The organism is uncultured Phocaeicola sp., from assembly GCF_948499155.1.
GTDB classification, from domain to species: Bacteria; Bacteroidota; Bacteroidia; order Bacteroidales; family Bacteroidaceae; genus Phocaeicola; species Phocaeicola faecalis.
The window spans coordinates 1-17,610 of the sequence record NZ_CAOOSE010000037.1 but is presented as its reverse complement, the minus strand read 5'-3'; the positions used below and the strand labels follow the sequence as shown (position 1 = coordinate 17,610).

Here is a 17,610-nt window from a genome sequence, read left to right as displayed (position 1 = left end):
TTTTTTCGTAATTTTGTCGATATTATGGTATAACCCTTAAATAAAAGCAATGGAACTATTTGGTTTAGATATACATTTTCCGGTCACTGACCCTACTTGGATATTCTTCCTGGTACTTATTATCATCCTGTTTGCTCCTATGATATTGGGGCGTTTGCGCATTCCTCATATCATCGGTATGATTCTTGCCGGTGTATTGGTCGGTAAATATGGCTTTAATATTTTGGAGCGCGATAGCAGTTTCGAGTTATTCGGAAAAGTGGGGTTGTATTATATCATGTTTCTGGCGGGGTTGGAGATGGATATGGACGACTTTAAAAAGAACAGGACAAAGGGACTGGTTTTTGGGCTGTTCACTTTCTTGATACCCATGGTGCTTGGAGTGTGGAGCAGTATGAGTTTACTGGATTACGGTCTTGTCACTTCTGTATTGTTGGCCAGTATGTATGCCAGCCACACTTTGATAGCTTATCCCATCATCAGCCGTTATGGTCTGTCCCGGCAACGTACGGTGAGCATAACGATTGGCGGAACGGCGGTGACTGTTGTGTTGGCCTTGATGGTACTTGCTGTGATTGGAGGCATGTATAAAGGTGAGGATGTGGGAGGACTGTTCTGGGTCATCTTGTTGGGAAAAGTCTTTGCATTGTTTGGCTTGATTATTTTTCTTATGCCTCGTATCAGCCGATGGTTTTTCAGGAAATACGAAGATGCGGTCATGCAGTTTGTCTTTGTTTTGGCTATGGTGTTCTTGGGGGGTGGACTGATGGAACTGGTAGGAATGGAAGGCATTTTGGGTGCTTTTCTGGCCGGTTTGGTATTGAACCGTTTTGTTCCTCATGTTTCTCCGCTGATGAATCGGCTGGAGTTTGTTGGTAATGCACTTTTCATTCCTTATTTTTTGATTGGTGTAGGAATGATTATTGATGTGCGTTGCCTGTTTACGCAGGGTGAGGCACTTAAGGTGGCAGTTGTCATGACGGTGGTTGCTACATTCAGTAAATGGCTTGCTGCATGGATTACCCAGAAAATATACGGAATGCAGAAGGTGGAGCGTAGCTTGATATTCGGACTGAGCAATGCGCAGGCGGCAGCTACGTTGGCGGCAGTGCTGATTGGACACGAGATTATTATGGAAAACGGAGAGCGTCTGTTGAATGATGATGTCTTGAACGGAACCGTGGTAATGATATTGTTTACCTGTATTATCAGTTCGGTGGTGACAGAGAGGGCGGCACGCAGAATGGTTACACAAGAGAACATGGCCGGCAATGATGATAAGAATAATAAGGAACAAGAACGGGTTCTTATACCGGTGGCAAATCCCGATACAATAGAAGGATTGGTGGGAATGGCTTTGATGATGAGGCATCCTAAACAGAAAGAACCGTTGGTGGCGCTCAGTGTGATAAACGATAATAATGCTTCGGAGACAAAGGAACTGATAGGCAAGCGTAATCTGGAGCGCACGGCAATGGTTGCCGCCGCTGCCGATGCTTCGGTCAAGACGGTGCTTCGTTATGACCTGAATATTGCACAAGGTATTATCCATACGCTGAAAGAATATGCGGTGACGGATGTGGTCATCGGCCTCCATCGGAAGACCAATCTGATGGATTCATTCTTTGGTACGATGACAGAGAATCTGTTGAAAGGCACTCATCGGCAAATTATGATTACCAAGCTGCTGATGCCGGTCAATACGCTTAGACGTATTGTGGTGGCTGTACCCGATAAGGCCGAATATGAGGTCGGATTTATGAAATGGGTGGTGCAGTTGTGTCGCATGGGTAAGTTGTTGGGATGCCGTGTGCATTTCTTTGCCACAGAGGATACTTTGAAACACTTGCGTGCGGTAGTAGAGAAGCAGGAAGCGAATACTTTTACTGAGTTTTCTGTGCTGGAAGAGTGGGATGATTTGTTGCTGCTGACCGGTCAGGTTAATTATGACCATTTGTTTGTTGTGGTTTCCTCCCGTAAGGGGTCTATATCTTATCAGACTTCCTTTGAACGGTTGCCTTCTCAGGTCAGCAAGTATTTTGCGGATAATAGTTTGTTGATTGTGTATCCCGACCAGTTGGGCGACCCGCAAGAGATTGTATCTTTCTCTGATCCGCGCGGGCAGTCGGAAACCCGGGTATATGATAATGTGGGTAAGTGGTTCTATAAATGGTTTAAGAAAGGTGATGAACGAAACTAACATAGAGTGGCAGCAACGTACGGAGTTGTTGTTGGGTAAAGATAAAATGCAGCGTTTGCGGAGTTCCCATGTACTTGTTGTGGGCTTGGGAGGAGTAGGCGCATACGCAGCCGAAATGATATGTCGTGCCGGTGTGGGACAAATGACGATTGTGGATGCCGATACGGTGCAGCCTAGTAATATCAACCGTCAGTTGCCGGCTTTGCATTCCACACAGGGACGGTTGAAGGCGGAAGTTCTGGCGGAACGCTTCAAAGATATCAATCCTGATTTGCAACTGCATGTGTTGGCGGAATATTTAAAAGACGAGCGCATTCCTGAGTTGCTGGATAGTGCCAAGTTCGATTTCGTGGTCGATGCCATTGATACGGTAGCTCCCAAATGTTACCTTATCTATAATGCACTTCAGCGCCGTCTGCCTATTGTGAGCAGTATGGGAGCAGGTGCAAAATCAGATATAACCCAAGTCAGGTTTGCCGATTTGTGGGAAACTTATCACTGTGGCTTGAGCAAGGCGGTGCGAAAGCGTTTGCAGAAAATGGGTATGAAACGTAAGTTACCGGTTGTGTTCAGTACAGAACAGGCCAATGCGGATGCGGTCATTTTGGTCGATGATGAAAAGAACAAGAAGTCTACAGCCGGAACGGTGAGTTATATGCCCGCTGTGTTTGGATGTTACTTGGCAGAGTATGTGATAAGAAAATTATAGTCATGATAGAGTTACAAGGAATAACCAAGAGTTTCGGTACGTTACAAGTGCTGAAAGGGATAGACCTGCTGATAGAAAAAGGTGAAGTTGTCAGCATTGTAGGTCCGAGTGGAGCCGGCAAAACGACTTTGCTCCAGATAATGGGCACATTAGACAAAGCAGATGCAGGGAAGGTGGTACTGAATGGTACGGAAGTCAATCGGCTGAAAGAAAAAGAACTGTCCGCTTTCCGTAATAAGCAGATAGGCTTTGTTTTCCAGTTTCACCAGTTATTGCCAGAGTTTACTGCTTTGGAGAATGTGATGATACCGGCACTCATATCCGGCACTTCTTCGGGAGATGCGATGAAGCGTGCCAAAGAAACATTGGATTTTCTGGGACTTGCCGGACGCGCTTCCCATAAACCGGCCGAACTTTCGGGAGGAGAGAAGCAACGTGTGGCTGTGGCACGTGCGTTAATAAATACCCCGGCGGTTATCCTTGCAGATGAACCGTCGGGCAGCTTGGATACCCGTAACAAAGAAGAACTTCATCAGTTATTTTTTGATTTGCGGGATAAGTTGGGCCAGACTTTTGTTATCGTTACGCACGATGAGACTCTTGCCAAATTGACCGACCGCACCATCCATATAGTGGACGGACGCATCTCGCCGGAGCTTTAATGGAGAGAAATATGAATCTTTTCGTTCTGTTCTTTCCACTTGTCCACTTGGAATCCGCCTGTGGTTCCTTCTTCCAGTAAGATTCCGTCCATGCTTAGTGTGAGGGTTGTTTTGGTTCCTGCAGCAAGTTGTGTGGTCAGCTTTTGCCGGTAGCTTTTAATGGTACCGTTCTTCAGTTGAACGAAGATTTGGAATAATGGGGCCGGTTGGGATGGAAATACAGAAACGAACTCTTTACTCCATTCTTTCCTGTCTGTGCTGGGGCTTATGCCGAAGCGTATGGTTCGAGGAGTTCCCTCCGGTTGGGCGCTATAATAATTAAGGTTACTATAAATATTTCCGATATAGACCCACATAGAATCGATGGCGGTGCTGAAAGCATTGCCGTTGGTCTCGGTCACCACTACTCCGAGTGCAGCCGTGGCACGTATCAGATGCGCTTGCATATCCTCTTGGCCGATATTGATGATTTGTGTGCCGAATACAAGGTCGTGTGCAGGATAGTAAACCGTATCGACCGGTACTTTCCTCAGTCCCAAGGAGGTTCCCTGCAATTCTTCTCCGATGATTAACTGAGGGTCACTGAGAGCTGCATCGTTGGTATTGAAAAACTTAGGATATCCCCAATAAATCAGATTGTATGTCCCGACGGGAAGTCTTAGCGGTGCATTCTTTGATTTGCCTATTCCGGCTTCGATATTGTAATAAGCCGGTATGGGTGTTTGTAAACCGGTTTTTGTGTAATTTCCCACATATACGCTACCGTCCGGTTGGCAGGGGAGCACTTCCAGCGGCCCGTCATAAGGGTCGGTGGTGTTTTGTTGCAGTGTGGCATACAGTTTCGGAGTGACCAAATCCTCCGGTTGGGCGTGGCTGTTACAATCTTCATCCTTTCCACACGAGGCCAGTAACGCCAATAAGGGTAAAAATAAAAACTTTCTCATATACATCTAGGGTTTAGGTTTAATTAATCCCTATAACAAGATGCAAATGAGAAAGTTTGAATGTAGGGGAGAAAGTTATCCTTCCACTTCCTCCGGAAAACTGGTTTTCAAAACTTCCAGTGCCCGTTCGTAATCCTTTTCAAAGACCAGAACTTGTATACCCAATCCCGGAATATAGGAAGCTATCACTTGGGCGGACAATTCTCCCTGAAGCATAGACTCTATTCCTTCGTTTTTCAAGAGGTCTTGCAACATGTGCGCTTGCACATTGTTGTAAAAAGTAGTCAGAATAACTGTTTTCATCATTTGTTTCCTCCTAATATTAAATGTTTTTTGGAAATATTACTTGCAATTCTGCAGAATCCGGCGAGCTACTTCTCCTGTCACATCACCGTCTTCGCCGAATGCAGCACCCCGTTCATCAAAGCGGCGTGCAATTTCTTCGATAGTGTCGTCACCGATTCCGGCTTCGCTCAGGCGGGTTTTCAAGCCCAGACTCTTGAAGAATTCTTCGGTCTTGTCGATGGTGAGTGCGATGCGTGCGCTCGGCACACCGGAAGTTACACCCCAGATGCGTTCTCCGTATTGTAGTATCTTATCCCGTTTTTTATCCGCAAGTGTGCGGAGTGTTCCAGTGAACACGATAGCAAGGGTCTGCCCGTGAGTCATGCCGTGTAGCGCGGTCAGTTCGTGGCCAATCATGTGGGTAGCCCAGTCTTGGGATACACCCATGGCGATGAAACCGTTTAAAGCCATGGTAGCCGACATCATGAATTCACTCATCAAGTGATAATCCTGTTTATTCTCTTTGATGAGGGGGGCTATCTGTACGATGGTTCTCAGAATGCTTTCGCTCCAGCGGTCCATCAGATATGATTCATTGCTTTTCGTCATATATTGTTCCATGACGTGGACAAAAGTGTCAGCCAGTCCACAGGCAATCTGGAAATCGGGAAGAGAGAAAGTGACAGTCGGGTCAAGAATGGAAAAGACGGGGTAGTTTGCATAAAAAGGATACTTCTCATGAGTCTCCCGGCGTGAAATCACGGCTCCGTTGTTCATCTCCGAGCCGGTGGCAGGGATAGTCAGCACAGTTCCCAATGGGATAGTCACCTGTGAGCTTCCTTTTTTCACCAACTCCCAGGCATCTCCTTCGTATGGGATACCGGCGGAAATCAGTTTAGTGCCGTCAATGACCGAACCGCCACCTACGGCAAGCAGGAAATCTATTTTCTTCTCTTTGCCTATGGCGATTGCTTTTTTCAGTGTGTCTATGTCAGGATTGGCTTCAATTCCCCAAAATTCGATATAGTCACGTCCTTCGAGTGCTTGGGTCACTTGTTCGTAAACTCCGTTTGTTTTGACACTTCCTCCTCCAAAGGTTATCATAATACGCTTGTCGGCAGGAATCTGCTGAGCCAGTCGGTTAATCATACCTTCACCGAAAATGAGTCGGGTAGGGTTGTAAAAAATGAAATTATTCATAATCTTTATAGGGTTTTCTATTATTTAGAACGTAAAGATAGGGGTTTTTCTTTATCTTTGATAAAAATTTTAGCTAATGAACGTAAAACTCGGAAAATACAATCAATTAAAGGTTGTGAAAGAAGTAGACTTTGGAGTCTATCTGGATGGAGACGATGATGGAGAAATACTGTTGCCGGCCCGTTACGTGCCCGATGGTTGCAAACCGGATGACGTGCTCAATGTGTTTATCTATTTGGATAACGAAGAGAGATTAATAGCCACTACCCTGCAACCGTTGGTTCAGGTAGGTGAGTTCGCTTGTCTGGAGGTGGCATGGGTCAATGAATTTGGAGCTTTTCTGAACTGGGGACTGATGAAGGACTTGTTTGTACCTTTCCGTGAACAGAAAATGAAGATGCAGCAAGGACGTAAGTATGTAGTACATGCGCATATAGATGAAGACAGCTATCGCATTGTCGGCTCCGCCAAGGTAGAGCGTTACTTGTCCAAAGAGCATCCTGACTATCAACAGGGACAGGAAGTGAACATCTTGATATGGCAGAAAACCGATTTGGGCTTTAAAGCGATTGTCGAGAACAAGTTCAGCGGATTGCTTTATCAGAATGAGATATTCCAGCCCGTCGAAACAGGCATGCAGCTCCGGGCCTATGTGAAACAGGTGCGTGAAGACGGCAAGATAGACTTGGCATTGCAGCAGGACGGTGTGAAGAAGGTGGAAGATTTTTCGGGAGTCTTGTTGGAATACATTAAAGGCAAGGACGGTTTCACTCCGTTGAATGACAAAAGTGCGGCAGAGGAAATCTATAGTGCTTTTGGTGTGAGCAAGAAGACATTCAAAAAAGCGGTTGGCGATTTGTATAAAAAACGTTTGATAGTGCTGGAAGAAGGAGGAATCCGTCTTGCCTGACGGGAACTTTCCCTATCAAGTATAGGAAAACCCCTATGAATAAATGGGGAGTTTCAATTGTGGGGGAAAGAGATTTCCCCTATTTTTGTGCCATAAGAACTAACAAACTAAAAACAGTATGATTATGAAGAAGTGGACTACACTATGGATAATGGTTATGATGCTGGGCCTGTCGGTTCCGGCAATGGGAGCGATGAGCATCAGCAAGATGAGACAGAATACACGTTTCCTTACCGACCGTATGGCATACGAGTTGAAACTCAGTCCCCAACAGTATGATGATGTATACGAAGTGAATTATGACTTTATCAACAATGTCCGTTATCTGATGGATGATGTGGTAAGAGGATATGACTATGCTTTGGAGCGTTATTACGATTTTCTTGATGTTCGCAATGACGACCTTCGCTGGATACTATCCGGTTCTCAGTATCGTCGTTTCCTGAAAGCGGAATATTTCTACCGTCCTATTTATGCGCAAAACAATAAATGGCAGTTCCGTATTTATATGGTTTACAATAACGTTAACTTTTTCTATTTCGGAAAACCGCATCATTATGCTTCATATTGCGGCGGTCATTATCGTACTCATTTTAATAACGTCAGTTATTATCGCACCCATTTCCATAATCGGTATCGCCACGATATCTACGATGGACATTATCGCATCCGTCATGACAAGGTGACTTATGACAATCATCGCCGCCGTGACTTTCAGGTAAACGTCCGTCCGCCGAAGAAAGACAATCATCGTCCCACACCGCCTCAGGCACGGCCGGACAGAAGACCGGGAAAGGACAACAATTATAAGCACGAAGAGCGTCCTTCACGCCGTGAATATAATTCCCGTCCTGATAAAGACCGTCGTGACAGCAGGCGTTCCGTCTCTCCGAAAAGAGATTCAAAGAAAGAGGATAAAAGGAATGACAAAAAATCGAATCCATCCAGAGGAAGAAGCGCAACGCACACCCGCACGGTGTAATTTAATGGCTATGATATAAAAAGCAGAAACGGGCAAACTTCGGTTTTAATATACCACAACCGGAGTTTGCCTGTTTTTTTGTAATTTGCATTCGACCGGCAACGTTTTCTCACGTATCATATAATAAACGAACATAGCATGATGAATCAAGAACAGATAGAGGAACTTATTGACCGTAGCAGACAGAACGATATGATTGCTTTCGCTCAGTTGGTTTCTGAATTTCAGACGATGGTGTTCAGACTGGCTTTTCGTTTGCTTTGCAATGAGGACGAAACGAGGGATATGGTGCAGGAAACATTCTTGAAAGTCTGGCTCTCGTTGGACAAGTATGACGGAAGATGCCGGTTTACTACCTGGATGTACAAGATAACCTGTAATACATGCTATGACCGCTTGCGGGTACTGCAACGTTCGCCTTCGGCTTTCTCATCCGATTTCGTTCCGGCGAATGAGAATTGGAAGTCGGAAGAAAATATAGAAGAAGCTTTGGCCAATAAGGAATTGCAGGATTTGATTCTCCGTTTCACCGGAGATTTGCCTCCCAAACAGAAATTGGTGTTTACATTGCGGGACGTTGAAGAACTGGATGTCGCAGAAGTAATAAGCATCACCGGAATGACTGCCGAGCAGATAAAGCATAATCTTTATCAGGCGCGAAAACAAATAAGAGCTAAAATCCATCAAATAGAAACAGACTTATGAAACAAGAGGAAAACGAACGATATGAACAATGGCTGCAACAGGTGAGGAAAACTCAACCGATACTGACAAGGCCTGATGACTTGGCCCGGGATATTCTTCAGAAAGTGGCCCGGACTCCCCGAAAAAGAAAGGAGCGCAGAAAGTTCATGACTTGGGCTTCGGCCATAGCTGCCGGTTTCTTGCTTTGCTTTACGGTGTATGAGACTTTTTTCTATTCCGTATCTTTCCATGCAGATACCCGGAATGCCCCATTAAATGTTTCTTCCTTGCCCTCCTGTCTACCGGAATGGTCGGCAAGTTGCCCTGCAGAAATGACAATAAAAGAAAAGGGCGCCCGACTGTCCGAAATGTGGAGAGCACGGAAGGCTAAACAACACGAGCAGAAACGCTTGATACATCAATTGGTGAGTAACAACCATTAAAATGAACGTGATATGAAAAAGAGAATGAATATAATAATGGCAGTCCTGCTGATGATACTGGCATCATGTTCCACTGATTATCAAATGGTGACGCGCGTCCACAAAGACGGAACGGTGGATAGGGAAGTATGGGCACTGGCCGATTCTGCTTTCCTGGCCGGAAACGAAACGCATCATCCTTTCCTGTTCCGCTTGGGAAAAGACTGGGAGGTGGAGGAGTTGGATTCATGTATCGAAACGGACTTCTTTGGAGAAAACGGAAAACTGAACCTCAAGGCACACAAAGTGCTGGATGGTGTGGAAGGTCTGGATTTTTTCTCGGCAAGGGAAGACTGGATGCGCCCACTGGCGGTTCCCAAGGAAAAACTGGAAAAGCATTTTCGTTGGTTTTATACTTACTATACTTATACCTGTGATTTTCAGGAGATAAAAGATAAAGGACCTATACCGATGGATAAGTATCTGAATAGAGCCGAGCAGCTTTTTTTGCTGCAGGGGAAAGCGGATGGTTATGCAGGTATGAACGGAGTGGAACTGATAAACAGTTTGGAAGATGCGGAGCAGCGTTTCCTAGAATGGTACTATCATACCCAGTTTGAAATGAGCTATGAAATAGTAGAACATTTCCTGAAAAAGACCCCGACCGATTTATCCTATTTGCCGAGACTGGAGAAGGATAAGGAGGAAGTCTTCAGTGCTGACGGAAACAGGAAGAAAGAAATAGAATGTCCGCCGGAGTATGTATGCGGTTTGTTGGACAAAAGGTATCAAACTGCCGTTTTCGGCAACTTATATAAAGACTATGCCCGGCAGATGGAGCAATTATTTGAAGAGAAAAGCATCGCTACACAATTATTTGAATATCAGATAAAGTTTGAATTATCCATGCCGGGAGAATTGCTCTCTTCCAATGCTGTATCGGCGCAAGATGGAATGTTGGTTTGGAAAGTGGATGCCTATCGGGTTCTGACAGATAATTACCGGTTACAGGCTGAGTCACGGGTAATGAATATATGGGCTTTTGTGCTGACCGGGCTTCTGTTTGCAGTTGCACTAATCTTGTTCATACCAACCCGATGAATTGGATACATATATACGTGCAGGCTTATGCGTATATACATGTAGCCCGATGCGTACGTACGTGTAGGCTTGTGCCACCGTATGTGTAAAAAGACCTTGGTGTTTTCAAAAAAGCTCGGTATGTTTTCAAAAAACTTCAGCATCTTTTTAAAAAAGCTCGGTATGTTTTTAGTGTAGGGACAAGATTCAATCCCCTCACCAAGTCGGTCATTCCTTCCTGTCCGTTCATCCTTACATTTCAATTAAAACGTGCAGATAATCAGCCGGTTAAGAATGACGGCACATCCCCTCATCCTCCCTTCAGCCGCGCTAGCCAAGCCCCTTCAAAGTCTGCCTTCAGCAATGTCCTTCTTTGACGAATGAAGGGAGGCTGAAGGGGTGATGAAGGGGTGTCCATTCACTACCGGAAGCCCCATCAACAAGGTGTTTCAACGACTAATGAAAGGAGAGAGGAAGAAACTGTCCGACTGATATGGGAACGTTATAATAATATAAAGAACAACAGAAAACTTCTTTGCACGCAAATGATAACAATGTTCTGATAATCTGCAAAAAGAACAATTCATTAAAGTTCCTAAAACTTTGATATAGCGAAACTTTTTATTTACTTTGCAACAATATATATAAAGTATCATTAGTATCCTGTTAAAATCTGGACGAATTAAATATTAATCAAATAACCCCGAAAAAAAAGGGAGCAAATTGCTCTTTGACATTATTGAAATTAGTCTTATTGAACACTCTTGTAAAGGCGTTTTATCCTGCATCAGAGAGTATATTCTTCGGTAATCTGCGTTCTCATTTGCATACCTTACATTCTTGTCTACGAGTCGTCTAAACTTATTGTTGTTCAAAAACTCTACAAATTGAGCGAAAACGTATTTGTCTTGATTCATTTGAAGGCATTTAATATGGCTACAAAGATATGAATTCAAATCGTCGCACTTTTAAAATAAGGTATAGTTGACTGTATTTCAATTATTTCAAAGAACTATTTATCCACTTTAACGAGACAGTAATGTACTTTCAATAAAAAATGATATTATGAAACACCTGTTAACCCTGTGCATGGGATTTTTCATGTTGCTCTCTTGCGACAATAAGTCTTCTCAATCTGCCGCAATAGCAACAGACGAACCGGAAGTGAACGAAGACACGCTCTTCAGAGTTATAGATTTAGCAAATAACCTGAAGCCATGTAGCGACTCCCTGCTGCTGAGTGATATTGTGGAAGATGTGGAATATGTAAAACTGGAGGCGGCAGAAAAAGGTTTGGTTGGAGAAATGAACCATGGTTATGTATCCGATAGTGCAATCTTTTATACCAGCTTTGGCAATACAACTCCCCTTCCTCATGTTTTTATGTTCGACCGCTTTACGGGGAAGTTTATTCGTACAATCGGTAAATCAGGGCAAGGACCCGGAGAAATGCATTGGCCTGTTGGAGTCGTAGCCAAAGATAGCTTGGTCTATCTATCCTCAGACTATCGCGATGAACTTTTTGTTTATAAAATAAGGAACGGAAAGTTTGTGAGATGTATTCCCTTGAACAAACCTTATGCTGCATGGTATTATTATATTGGCGACAACAGAGTAATCCACTTTCCATTTTATAACGTTTGGAATGGCAAATATTTAATGTGCGATATGAGTATTCAGGATTTTGAAGGAAATATCATCCAAGAACAAACACCTGATGTGGACTACACCGGATTTGACTACAGAAACAGACCGAATACAGGCCAAGGTGTCGTATGGACTTATAAGAATCATCCCAATGTGTATTCTTTTTTCACGGATACCATCTATGCAGCTTTTGGTGACACCATCCGCCCCAGATATTTCTTGTCATTGGGAAAATACAAACGTCCGCTCCAACTAAAGATGAGTCCAGAATGGAAAGATTATATCATATTTCATCATTTTTTGGAAACCAAAGACTGTCTGTTGGGTAATTTCGGATTGGAACAAAAGTCATGGTTCTTCAGATACGACAAAAAAAGCAAAGAGATAAAGACATGGAAACAAGATGCTAAGTTATGGGATAATCTTCCAGGATTTGAATGGATAATCAGGTCTGCCCCCGGCATCACCAATGACATTGACGGTTGCTCCGACCACCTCCGTAAAATGAATTACGTCAATGAAAACCAGTTCGCAATCTGTATCACCCAAGACAATATGGATGAAATCAGAAAGATTGTATCCGAGTCCACGAACGTGAAATTCCCCGAAAAGCGTCAGCAACTTCTAGAACTGATTGACTCGCTGGGACCGGATGATAATCCGATTCTGGCTATCTATAAATTAAAAGATTAATATAACTATGAAATACCTGTTAACCCTGTGCATGGGGCTTTTCATGTTGCTCTCTTGCAACAATAAACCCTCTCAATCTGCCGCAATAGCAACAGACGAACCGGAAGTGAACGAAGACACGCTCTTCAGAGTTATAGATTTGGCAAATAACCTGAAGCCATGTAGCGACTCCCTGCTATTGAGTGACATTGTGGAGGATGTGGAATATGTAAAACTGGAGGCGGCAGACGATGGTCTGGTTGGAAATATAGCTAAAAGCTATGTGTCCGACAGCGCTATCTTTTATATCAGTTATGGCAATACGACTCCCCCTCCTTATGTTTTTATGTTCGACCGTTTTACGGGTAAGTTTATCCGTAAGATTGGTAAATCAGGACAAGGACCCGGAGAAATACATTGGGCCACTAATGTTGTAGCCAGAGACAGTTTAGTTTATGTATCTTCTACTTATCGAAATGAGCTTTTCATTTATAAAATAAGGAACGGAGAGTTTGTGAAATGTATTCCCTTGAACAAACCACACGGCGCTGCAAAGGATTATTACATTGGCGATAACAGGGTAATCCACTTCCCTTTTTATCGTGACTGGGATGGCAAATATTCAATGTACGATATGACCATTCAGGATTTTGATGGAAATATCATCCAGGAGCAAACACCGGATGTGGACTATACCGGATTTGATTACAGAAACGCACCTATGCCAAGTTTCGCTGTCGCATGGGCCTATAGGAATCATCCCAATGTCTATTCTTGTTTCACGGACACCATCTATGCAGCCTTTGATGACACCATCCGCCCCAGATATTTCTTGTCATTGGGAAAATACAAACGCCCGCTCCAATTAAAGATTTGTGATGAATATAAACATTATATCATATTTGAGCGATTTTGGGAAACAAAAGACTGTCTGTTGGGCAGTTTCGGTTTGGAACAAAAAGCGTGGTTCTTCAGATACGACAAAAAAAGTAAAGAGATAAAAGCATGGGAACAAAAGGCTACGATATGGACTATACCAGACTTGAAATGGGCTGTCAGATCTAGTGAAGGTATCACCAATGATATTGACGGTTGTTCCAATCACCTCCGTGCAATGGATTTCATCAGTGAAAACCAGTTCGCAATCTGTATCACCCAAGACAATATGGATGAAATCAGAAAGATTGTATCCGAGTCCACGAACGTGAAGTTCCCCGAAAAGCGTCAGCAGCTTCTAGAACTGATTGACTCGATGGGACCGGATGATAATCCGATTCTGGCTATTTATAAATTAAAAGATTAATATAAAGATGGACAGCATTTTAAGTTGCATGACTGCAGGTCATAATATATACACCATAAACAGAGAGCGAAAACAATTGTTCTTGACACATTCTCTGTTGGTGCCTTATCTATATAAGAAAACCACCATAAACAGCCACTCTGATTATTATGCTCGGAAAGCTGCTTATTTGGCAAAACACGGATATACCGAGGGACTGAACCATCAATACAATGGGACAATCACTCCTGCTATGGTGAAAGACAGCATTGCTAATTTGAGGCAACTGGTGTTTGAAGTAACAGATGCGTGTAACCTGCGTTGCAAGTATTGTGGCTATGGCGAACTGTATAGTGACCACGACGAACGACATGCACAAAAAATGCAATTCAGTACTGCTAAAAAAACAATTGACTTCTTGCAAGAAGTGTGGAAAGACTCCAAGCAGGAATTCACTATAAAAAATATATTTATCAGTTTCTATGGCGGAGAACCGTTATTAAACATGCCCTTTATCCGTCAAGTGATAGAATACGTGGAGTCCCTGCATATAGCCAATCGAACCATCGATTATTCAATGACCACCAATGCTATGTTATTGGATAAGTATATGGATTATCTGGCAGAGAAGAAATTTCATTTGTTAATCAGTTTAGACGGTAACAAATGGAACAACAGTTATCGGGTAACTCCCGGTGGAGAAAGTTCATTTGAAAAGAACATCGCCAATGTGGACAAATTGAAAGAGAAATATCCCGATTACTTTGAACAATATGTGAATTTTAATGCCGTACTGCACAACAGAAGCACGGTGGACGAAGTGTATCACTTCATTAAAGACAGATATGGTAAAAAGCCCCAGATCACTGCTTTGAACACAACAGGAATACGTCCTGAAAAAAAGGACGAGTTTAACCGGATGTTCCGAAACGTAGATTTGAAACAAAGTGAGAACTATGAAGGATTGCTGGACGAGATGTTTATGAAGAGTCCTGAATACTATGGGGCGTGCCTTTTCCTGCAGCAGTATAACAAGAATGTATATCGTTCTTATAACGATTTGTTCGTCTCGGAAAAAACGCTTAATTTCATACCCACCGGCGGATGTATTCCTTTTTCACGAAAGATGTTTATCACCGTAAATGGAAAAATATTAGCCTGCGAACGCATCGGCCAACAATATGGACTGGGAACGGCATTTCCCGATGATGATATAGAGTTGTCTTACCAAAGCATTGCAGACCTTTACAATAACTATTTTGACAAGCTGCGTGCTCAATGCAAAGTGTGCTACATGTCACAGTCCTGCATACAGTGCATGTTCAATATCGACCGGTTTGACTCTTTGGAAAAGGTGGCATGTCCGGGCTTTACCAATAAAGAAAAATTTGGAGAGTACGTGGGTCAAAAAGTATCATTTATAGAGCAACACCCGGAATCGTATGAAAGAGTAATGGAAGTTGTCTTAGCTTAAAAAAGAATATCATGATAGACACCGAAAAAGAATATTGGTTCGCTTTTGAGCCTTATATACATATCACATTAAAGGAAAAGGCAGCTTTGCTATATAATACATTGGATGGCGAGTATATCAAAGTGGCCGGTAAGGATGAATTGGATTTTATTGCCACCCTGTTGGATAAGAAAAACTGTGGGGTAACGAAAGTCACTGCAAAAGAGTGGCAATGTAACGCTATTCGCAACTTGCTTATTACAGCAAGGGATAAATTCTTTGCAGATTTATATGAATGCTCACTATCCGAACAGAAGCCGATACAATTTTACCCTATACTGAACCTACAAGAAGAAGTAAGCCGGTTGCAAAAATTCAGTTCCGGTTATGTCGGAACCAAGATGTTTACCTACCTGTATAAAATGACAGTAGATACTGAAAAACTGGAAGGGGAAGCATTGTGTGCGCTGATGGATGAAGTTTGGAAACAGGTCCGTTCAGGCAGCCTGAAGCATTTATGTATCATCATCTACACCGCATCACAACTTCAAACCTTGCGGACATGGCTGGAAAATCATGAAGAGGCAACTGGTTGTGTGGAATGGATGATGAAAGCGGAGTTGGCTTTCAATGATAAGCACGGAATCAATGAACCGACAACAATCATAATGAATGCGGAAGATATTCCGGCAGGAAACCTACCCCATGCTGACAATAGTTCCGTTTCGTGGATATTCAGGGTGTATACGGAAGGTGAATTGGAAGCTGTCTCCAACCTGATAGACCAGTATGAACTGCAGCACTATAAAATAGAGCCTGTATATGATAACACTAATCTGCCTTTCTTTGAGGAACAAGTCTTTTTGGAAAAAGAGGATATATTCTCCAAACCCATATCCATGCAGGAGATTATGAGAAACCAAGTTCTTAATACTCATAAATTCGGTAAGTTGTTCGTTGCCTCCAACGGCGATGTACGGGCGGGAAGCGTTTTGGAAGCCCCCATAGGGAACTTGCATACAGAAAGTATCCGACGGCTAGTCCACAAAGAAATGACAGAGGGAAAATCATGGCTGCACATCCGCAACCGGAAGCCTTGCTGTGATTGCATTTATCAATGGCTATGCCCTTCTCCCTCTGATTATGAATCGGTTATCGGCAGACCCAACCTCTGCCACATAAAAGAATAATGAAGAACGTCTATATAGTTAATGAATGCCTGAGTTCGGCTAAAAATGGTATCGGCACCTATTTAACCGAATTGCTCTATTGCCTGCAGGCAATAGGGGCGGAAGTATGTCTGCTTACGTTCAATGCAGACTGTAAGGAGTTCAATATAACATATAGCAACAAACGGACGGAAATGAATTTTCCCTGTTTTCCCAACGGTGGATTCTGGGAACACCCGGCTGTTGTCAATCGGTTTCTGCAGTTGCATATTACTGATTCCGAAGACAATGTTTTCTTCTTTAATTATTCCCTTTCGGATAAATTAATGCTGGCATTAAGACAGACGTTCCCATTATCAAAGCAAATCTACGTCATTCATGATTTTTCATGGACCGGCGTGCTGCTGGGAAATATCCGTAAGCTAAAACAAATAATGGCGGACAGGAAAGAAACGGAAAACGACAAACAAAGAGAGTTCGTCATCAACACCTGGTTGCGGGAACAACAGATGATGAACATCGCGGATAAGGTGGTTTGCCTCTCACAAGGGACTTATCAAATCTTAAAAGAAATATGCCTCATTGATGAACAAAAACTTGCCCTGATACCTAATGGCTTAAGAAGGCACAGGGGAATCACACTTGGCTCTAATGAGGACAAAGAACGGTGGAGAGAACAATTATTGATAGCAAAGGGCAAGAAGATAGCATTGTTTGTAGGACGTACAAGTAAAGAAAAAGGATTTAATGCTTTGTTGGATGCAATAAGAATCGCCATAAAAAGTTGTCCCGATTTACAGCTCGTAGTTGCAGGAAATCCGTTGCCCTCTTGTTTCTCTCCGGAGATTGCGTCAGTAATCACTTATACCGGACACATCGGCAAACAGGAGCTTATCAGATGGTATCAAATATCAGATGTAGGTATCATATCCTCTTACTCAGAGCAATGCAGCTATGTAGGTATCGAAATGATGATGTACGGATTGCCCATTGTGGCATCAGACGGCCCGGGAGTGCGGGATATGTTCCATGAAGGAGAGAATGCAGCAATAGCCCGAATCGGACAATCTTCCAGGGCATACGGCAACCGGTTGGCGGAAGCTATCGTCAGGGTGCTTGCTTCCAAAGAATTATCCGATAAATTGGGGCAAGGTGCAAGACGAGAATATGAACAGAAATATCATATCAAATATATGCGGCAGAAATACAAAGAATTAATCATGACTCTATGAACAGTATAAAACCATAAAAACACATGAATACCTTCCCCCACTACCTCCAGTTGGATGCGATGGACTGCGGCCCCACC

At 43.3% G+C, this 17,610-nt stretch carries 16 protein-coding genes; 13 read left to right on the top strand and 3 right to left on the bottom strand.

Translation table 11 applies throughout. The annotated features are described in order from the left end of the window. The first annotated feature begins 49 nt into the window (after window positions 1–49). From QYT14_RS17505 to QYT14_RS17495, 3 genes are read left to right on the top strand one after another with little or no spacing between them, the layout of a single operon-like run. Entirely contained in the window at window positions 50–2,200 is a 2,151-nt protein-coding gene (locus QYT14_RS17505) for a cation:proton antiporter (protein ID WP_237040692.1), read from the top strand. Then, window positions 2,187–2,909, top strand: coding sequence for a tRNA threonylcarbamoyladenosine dehydratase (locus QYT14_RS17500; protein ID WP_237040693.1), 723 nt, complete (start codon window positions 2,187–2,189; stop codon window positions 2,907–2,909). The genes QYT14_RS17505 and QYT14_RS17500 overlap by 14 nt, the downstream gene beginning before the upstream one ends. A 2-nt stretch (window positions 2,910–2,911) precedes the next feature. Beyond that, window positions 2,912–3,571, top strand: coding sequence for an ABC transporter ATP-binding protein (locus QYT14_RS17495; protein WP_237040694.1), 660 nt, complete (start codon window positions 2,912–2,914; stop codon window positions 3,569–3,571). On the opposite strand, the gene QYT14_RS17490 is transcribed toward QYT14_RS17495, so the two are convergent. The 3 genes from QYT14_RS17490 to QYT14_RS17480 form a co-directional block, all read right to left on the bottom strand. Continuing rightward, complete coding sequence (locus QYT14_RS17490) at window positions 3,568–4,515, bottom strand: FimB/Mfa2 family fimbrial subunit (RefSeq protein ID WP_288326192.1); 948 nt, start codon at window positions 4,513–4,515, stop codon at window positions 3,568–3,570. The genes QYT14_RS17495 and QYT14_RS17490 overlap by 4 nt on opposite strands. A gap of 75 nt (window positions 4,516–4,590) precedes the next feature. Continuing rightward, window positions 4,591–4,821, bottom strand: coding sequence for a DUF2007 domain-containing protein (locus QYT14_RS17485; RefSeq protein ID WP_237040696.1), 231 nt, complete (start codon window positions 4,819–4,821; stop codon window positions 4,591–4,593). A 36-nt stretch (window positions 4,822–4,857) separates the two neighbouring features. Then, window positions 4,858–6,000: an iron-containing alcohol dehydrogenase gene (locus QYT14_RS17480; protein ID WP_288326191.1), complete on the bottom strand. Its 1,143-nt coding sequence runs from the start codon at window positions 5,998–6,000 to the stop codon at window positions 4,858–4,860. 76 nt (window positions 6,001–6,076) lie between these two features. Here QYT14_RS17480 and QYT14_RS17475 point away from each other — a divergent pair, with 76 nt between their 5' ends. The 10 genes from QYT14_RS17475 to QYT14_RS17430 all read left to right on the top strand — a co-directional run bounded on the left by QYT14_RS17475 (window position 6,077) and on the right by QYT14_RS17430 (window position 17,533). After that, on the top strand, window positions 6,077–6,910 hold the full coding sequence (locus tag QYT14_RS17475; protein WP_237040698.1) for a S1-like domain-containing RNA-binding protein: 834 nt from the start codon (window positions 6,077–6,079) through the stop codon (window positions 6,908–6,910). 124 nt (window positions 6,911–7,034) lie between these two features. Further along, on the top strand, window positions 7,035–7,892 hold the full coding sequence (locus QYT14_RS17470) for a hypothetical protein (protein ID WP_288326203.1): 858 nt from the start codon (window positions 7,035–7,037) through the stop codon (window positions 7,890–7,892). A gap of 138 nt (window positions 7,893–8,030) precedes the next feature. Then, window positions 8,031–8,597: a sigma-70 family RNA polymerase sigma factor gene (locus QYT14_RS17465; RefSeq protein WP_288326190.1), complete on the top strand. Its 567-nt coding sequence runs from the start codon at window positions 8,031–8,033 to the stop codon at window positions 8,595–8,597. Continuing rightward, a complete protein-coding gene (locus QYT14_RS17460; protein ID WP_288326188.1) occupies window positions 8,594–9,019 on the top strand; it encodes a hypothetical protein in 426 nt (141 codons plus the stop codon). Before QYT14_RS17465 ends, QYT14_RS17460 begins: the two co-directional genes overlap by 4 nt. Window positions 9,020–9,031: 12 nt before the next feature. Then, window positions 9,032–10,099, top strand: coding sequence for a hypothetical protein (locus QYT14_RS17455; protein ID WP_288326186.1), 1,068 nt, complete (start codon window positions 9,032–9,034; stop codon window positions 10,097–10,099). Window positions 10,100–11,143: 1,044 nt separating this feature from the next. Further along, on the top strand, window positions 11,144–12,418 hold the full coding sequence (locus QYT14_RS17450) for a 6-bladed beta-propeller (protein WP_288326184.1): 1,275 nt from the start codon (window positions 11,144–11,146) through the stop codon (window positions 12,416–12,418). A 7-nt stretch (window positions 12,419–12,425) separates the two neighbouring features. Then, the gene (locus tag QYT14_RS17445) at window positions 12,426–13,700 is read left to right on the top strand and encodes a 6-bladed beta-propeller (RefSeq protein ID WP_288326183.1); all 1,275 of its coding nucleotides are present in this window, start codon (window positions 12,426–12,428) and stop codon (window positions 13,698–13,700) included. 7 nt (window positions 13,701–13,707) lie between these two features. Continuing rightward, window positions 13,708–15,153, top strand: coding sequence for a radical SAM peptide maturase (locus tag QYT14_RS17440; RefSeq protein WP_288326182.1), 1,446 nt, complete (start codon window positions 13,708–13,710; stop codon window positions 15,151–15,153). An 11-nt stretch (window positions 15,154–15,164) separates the two neighbouring features. Further along, complete coding sequence (locus QYT14_RS17435) at window positions 15,165–16,322, top strand: hypothetical protein (RefSeq protein ID WP_237040712.1); 1,158 nt, start codon at window positions 15,165–15,167, stop codon at window positions 16,320–16,322. Beyond that, window positions 16,322–17,533, top strand: a complete 1,212-nt coding sequence (locus QYT14_RS17430; protein WP_288326181.1) for a glycosyltransferase — start codon at window positions 16,322–16,324, stop codon at window positions 17,531–17,533. Before QYT14_RS17435 ends, QYT14_RS17430 begins: the two co-directional genes overlap by 1 nt. Window positions 17,534–17,610 lie beyond the last annotated feature (77 nt).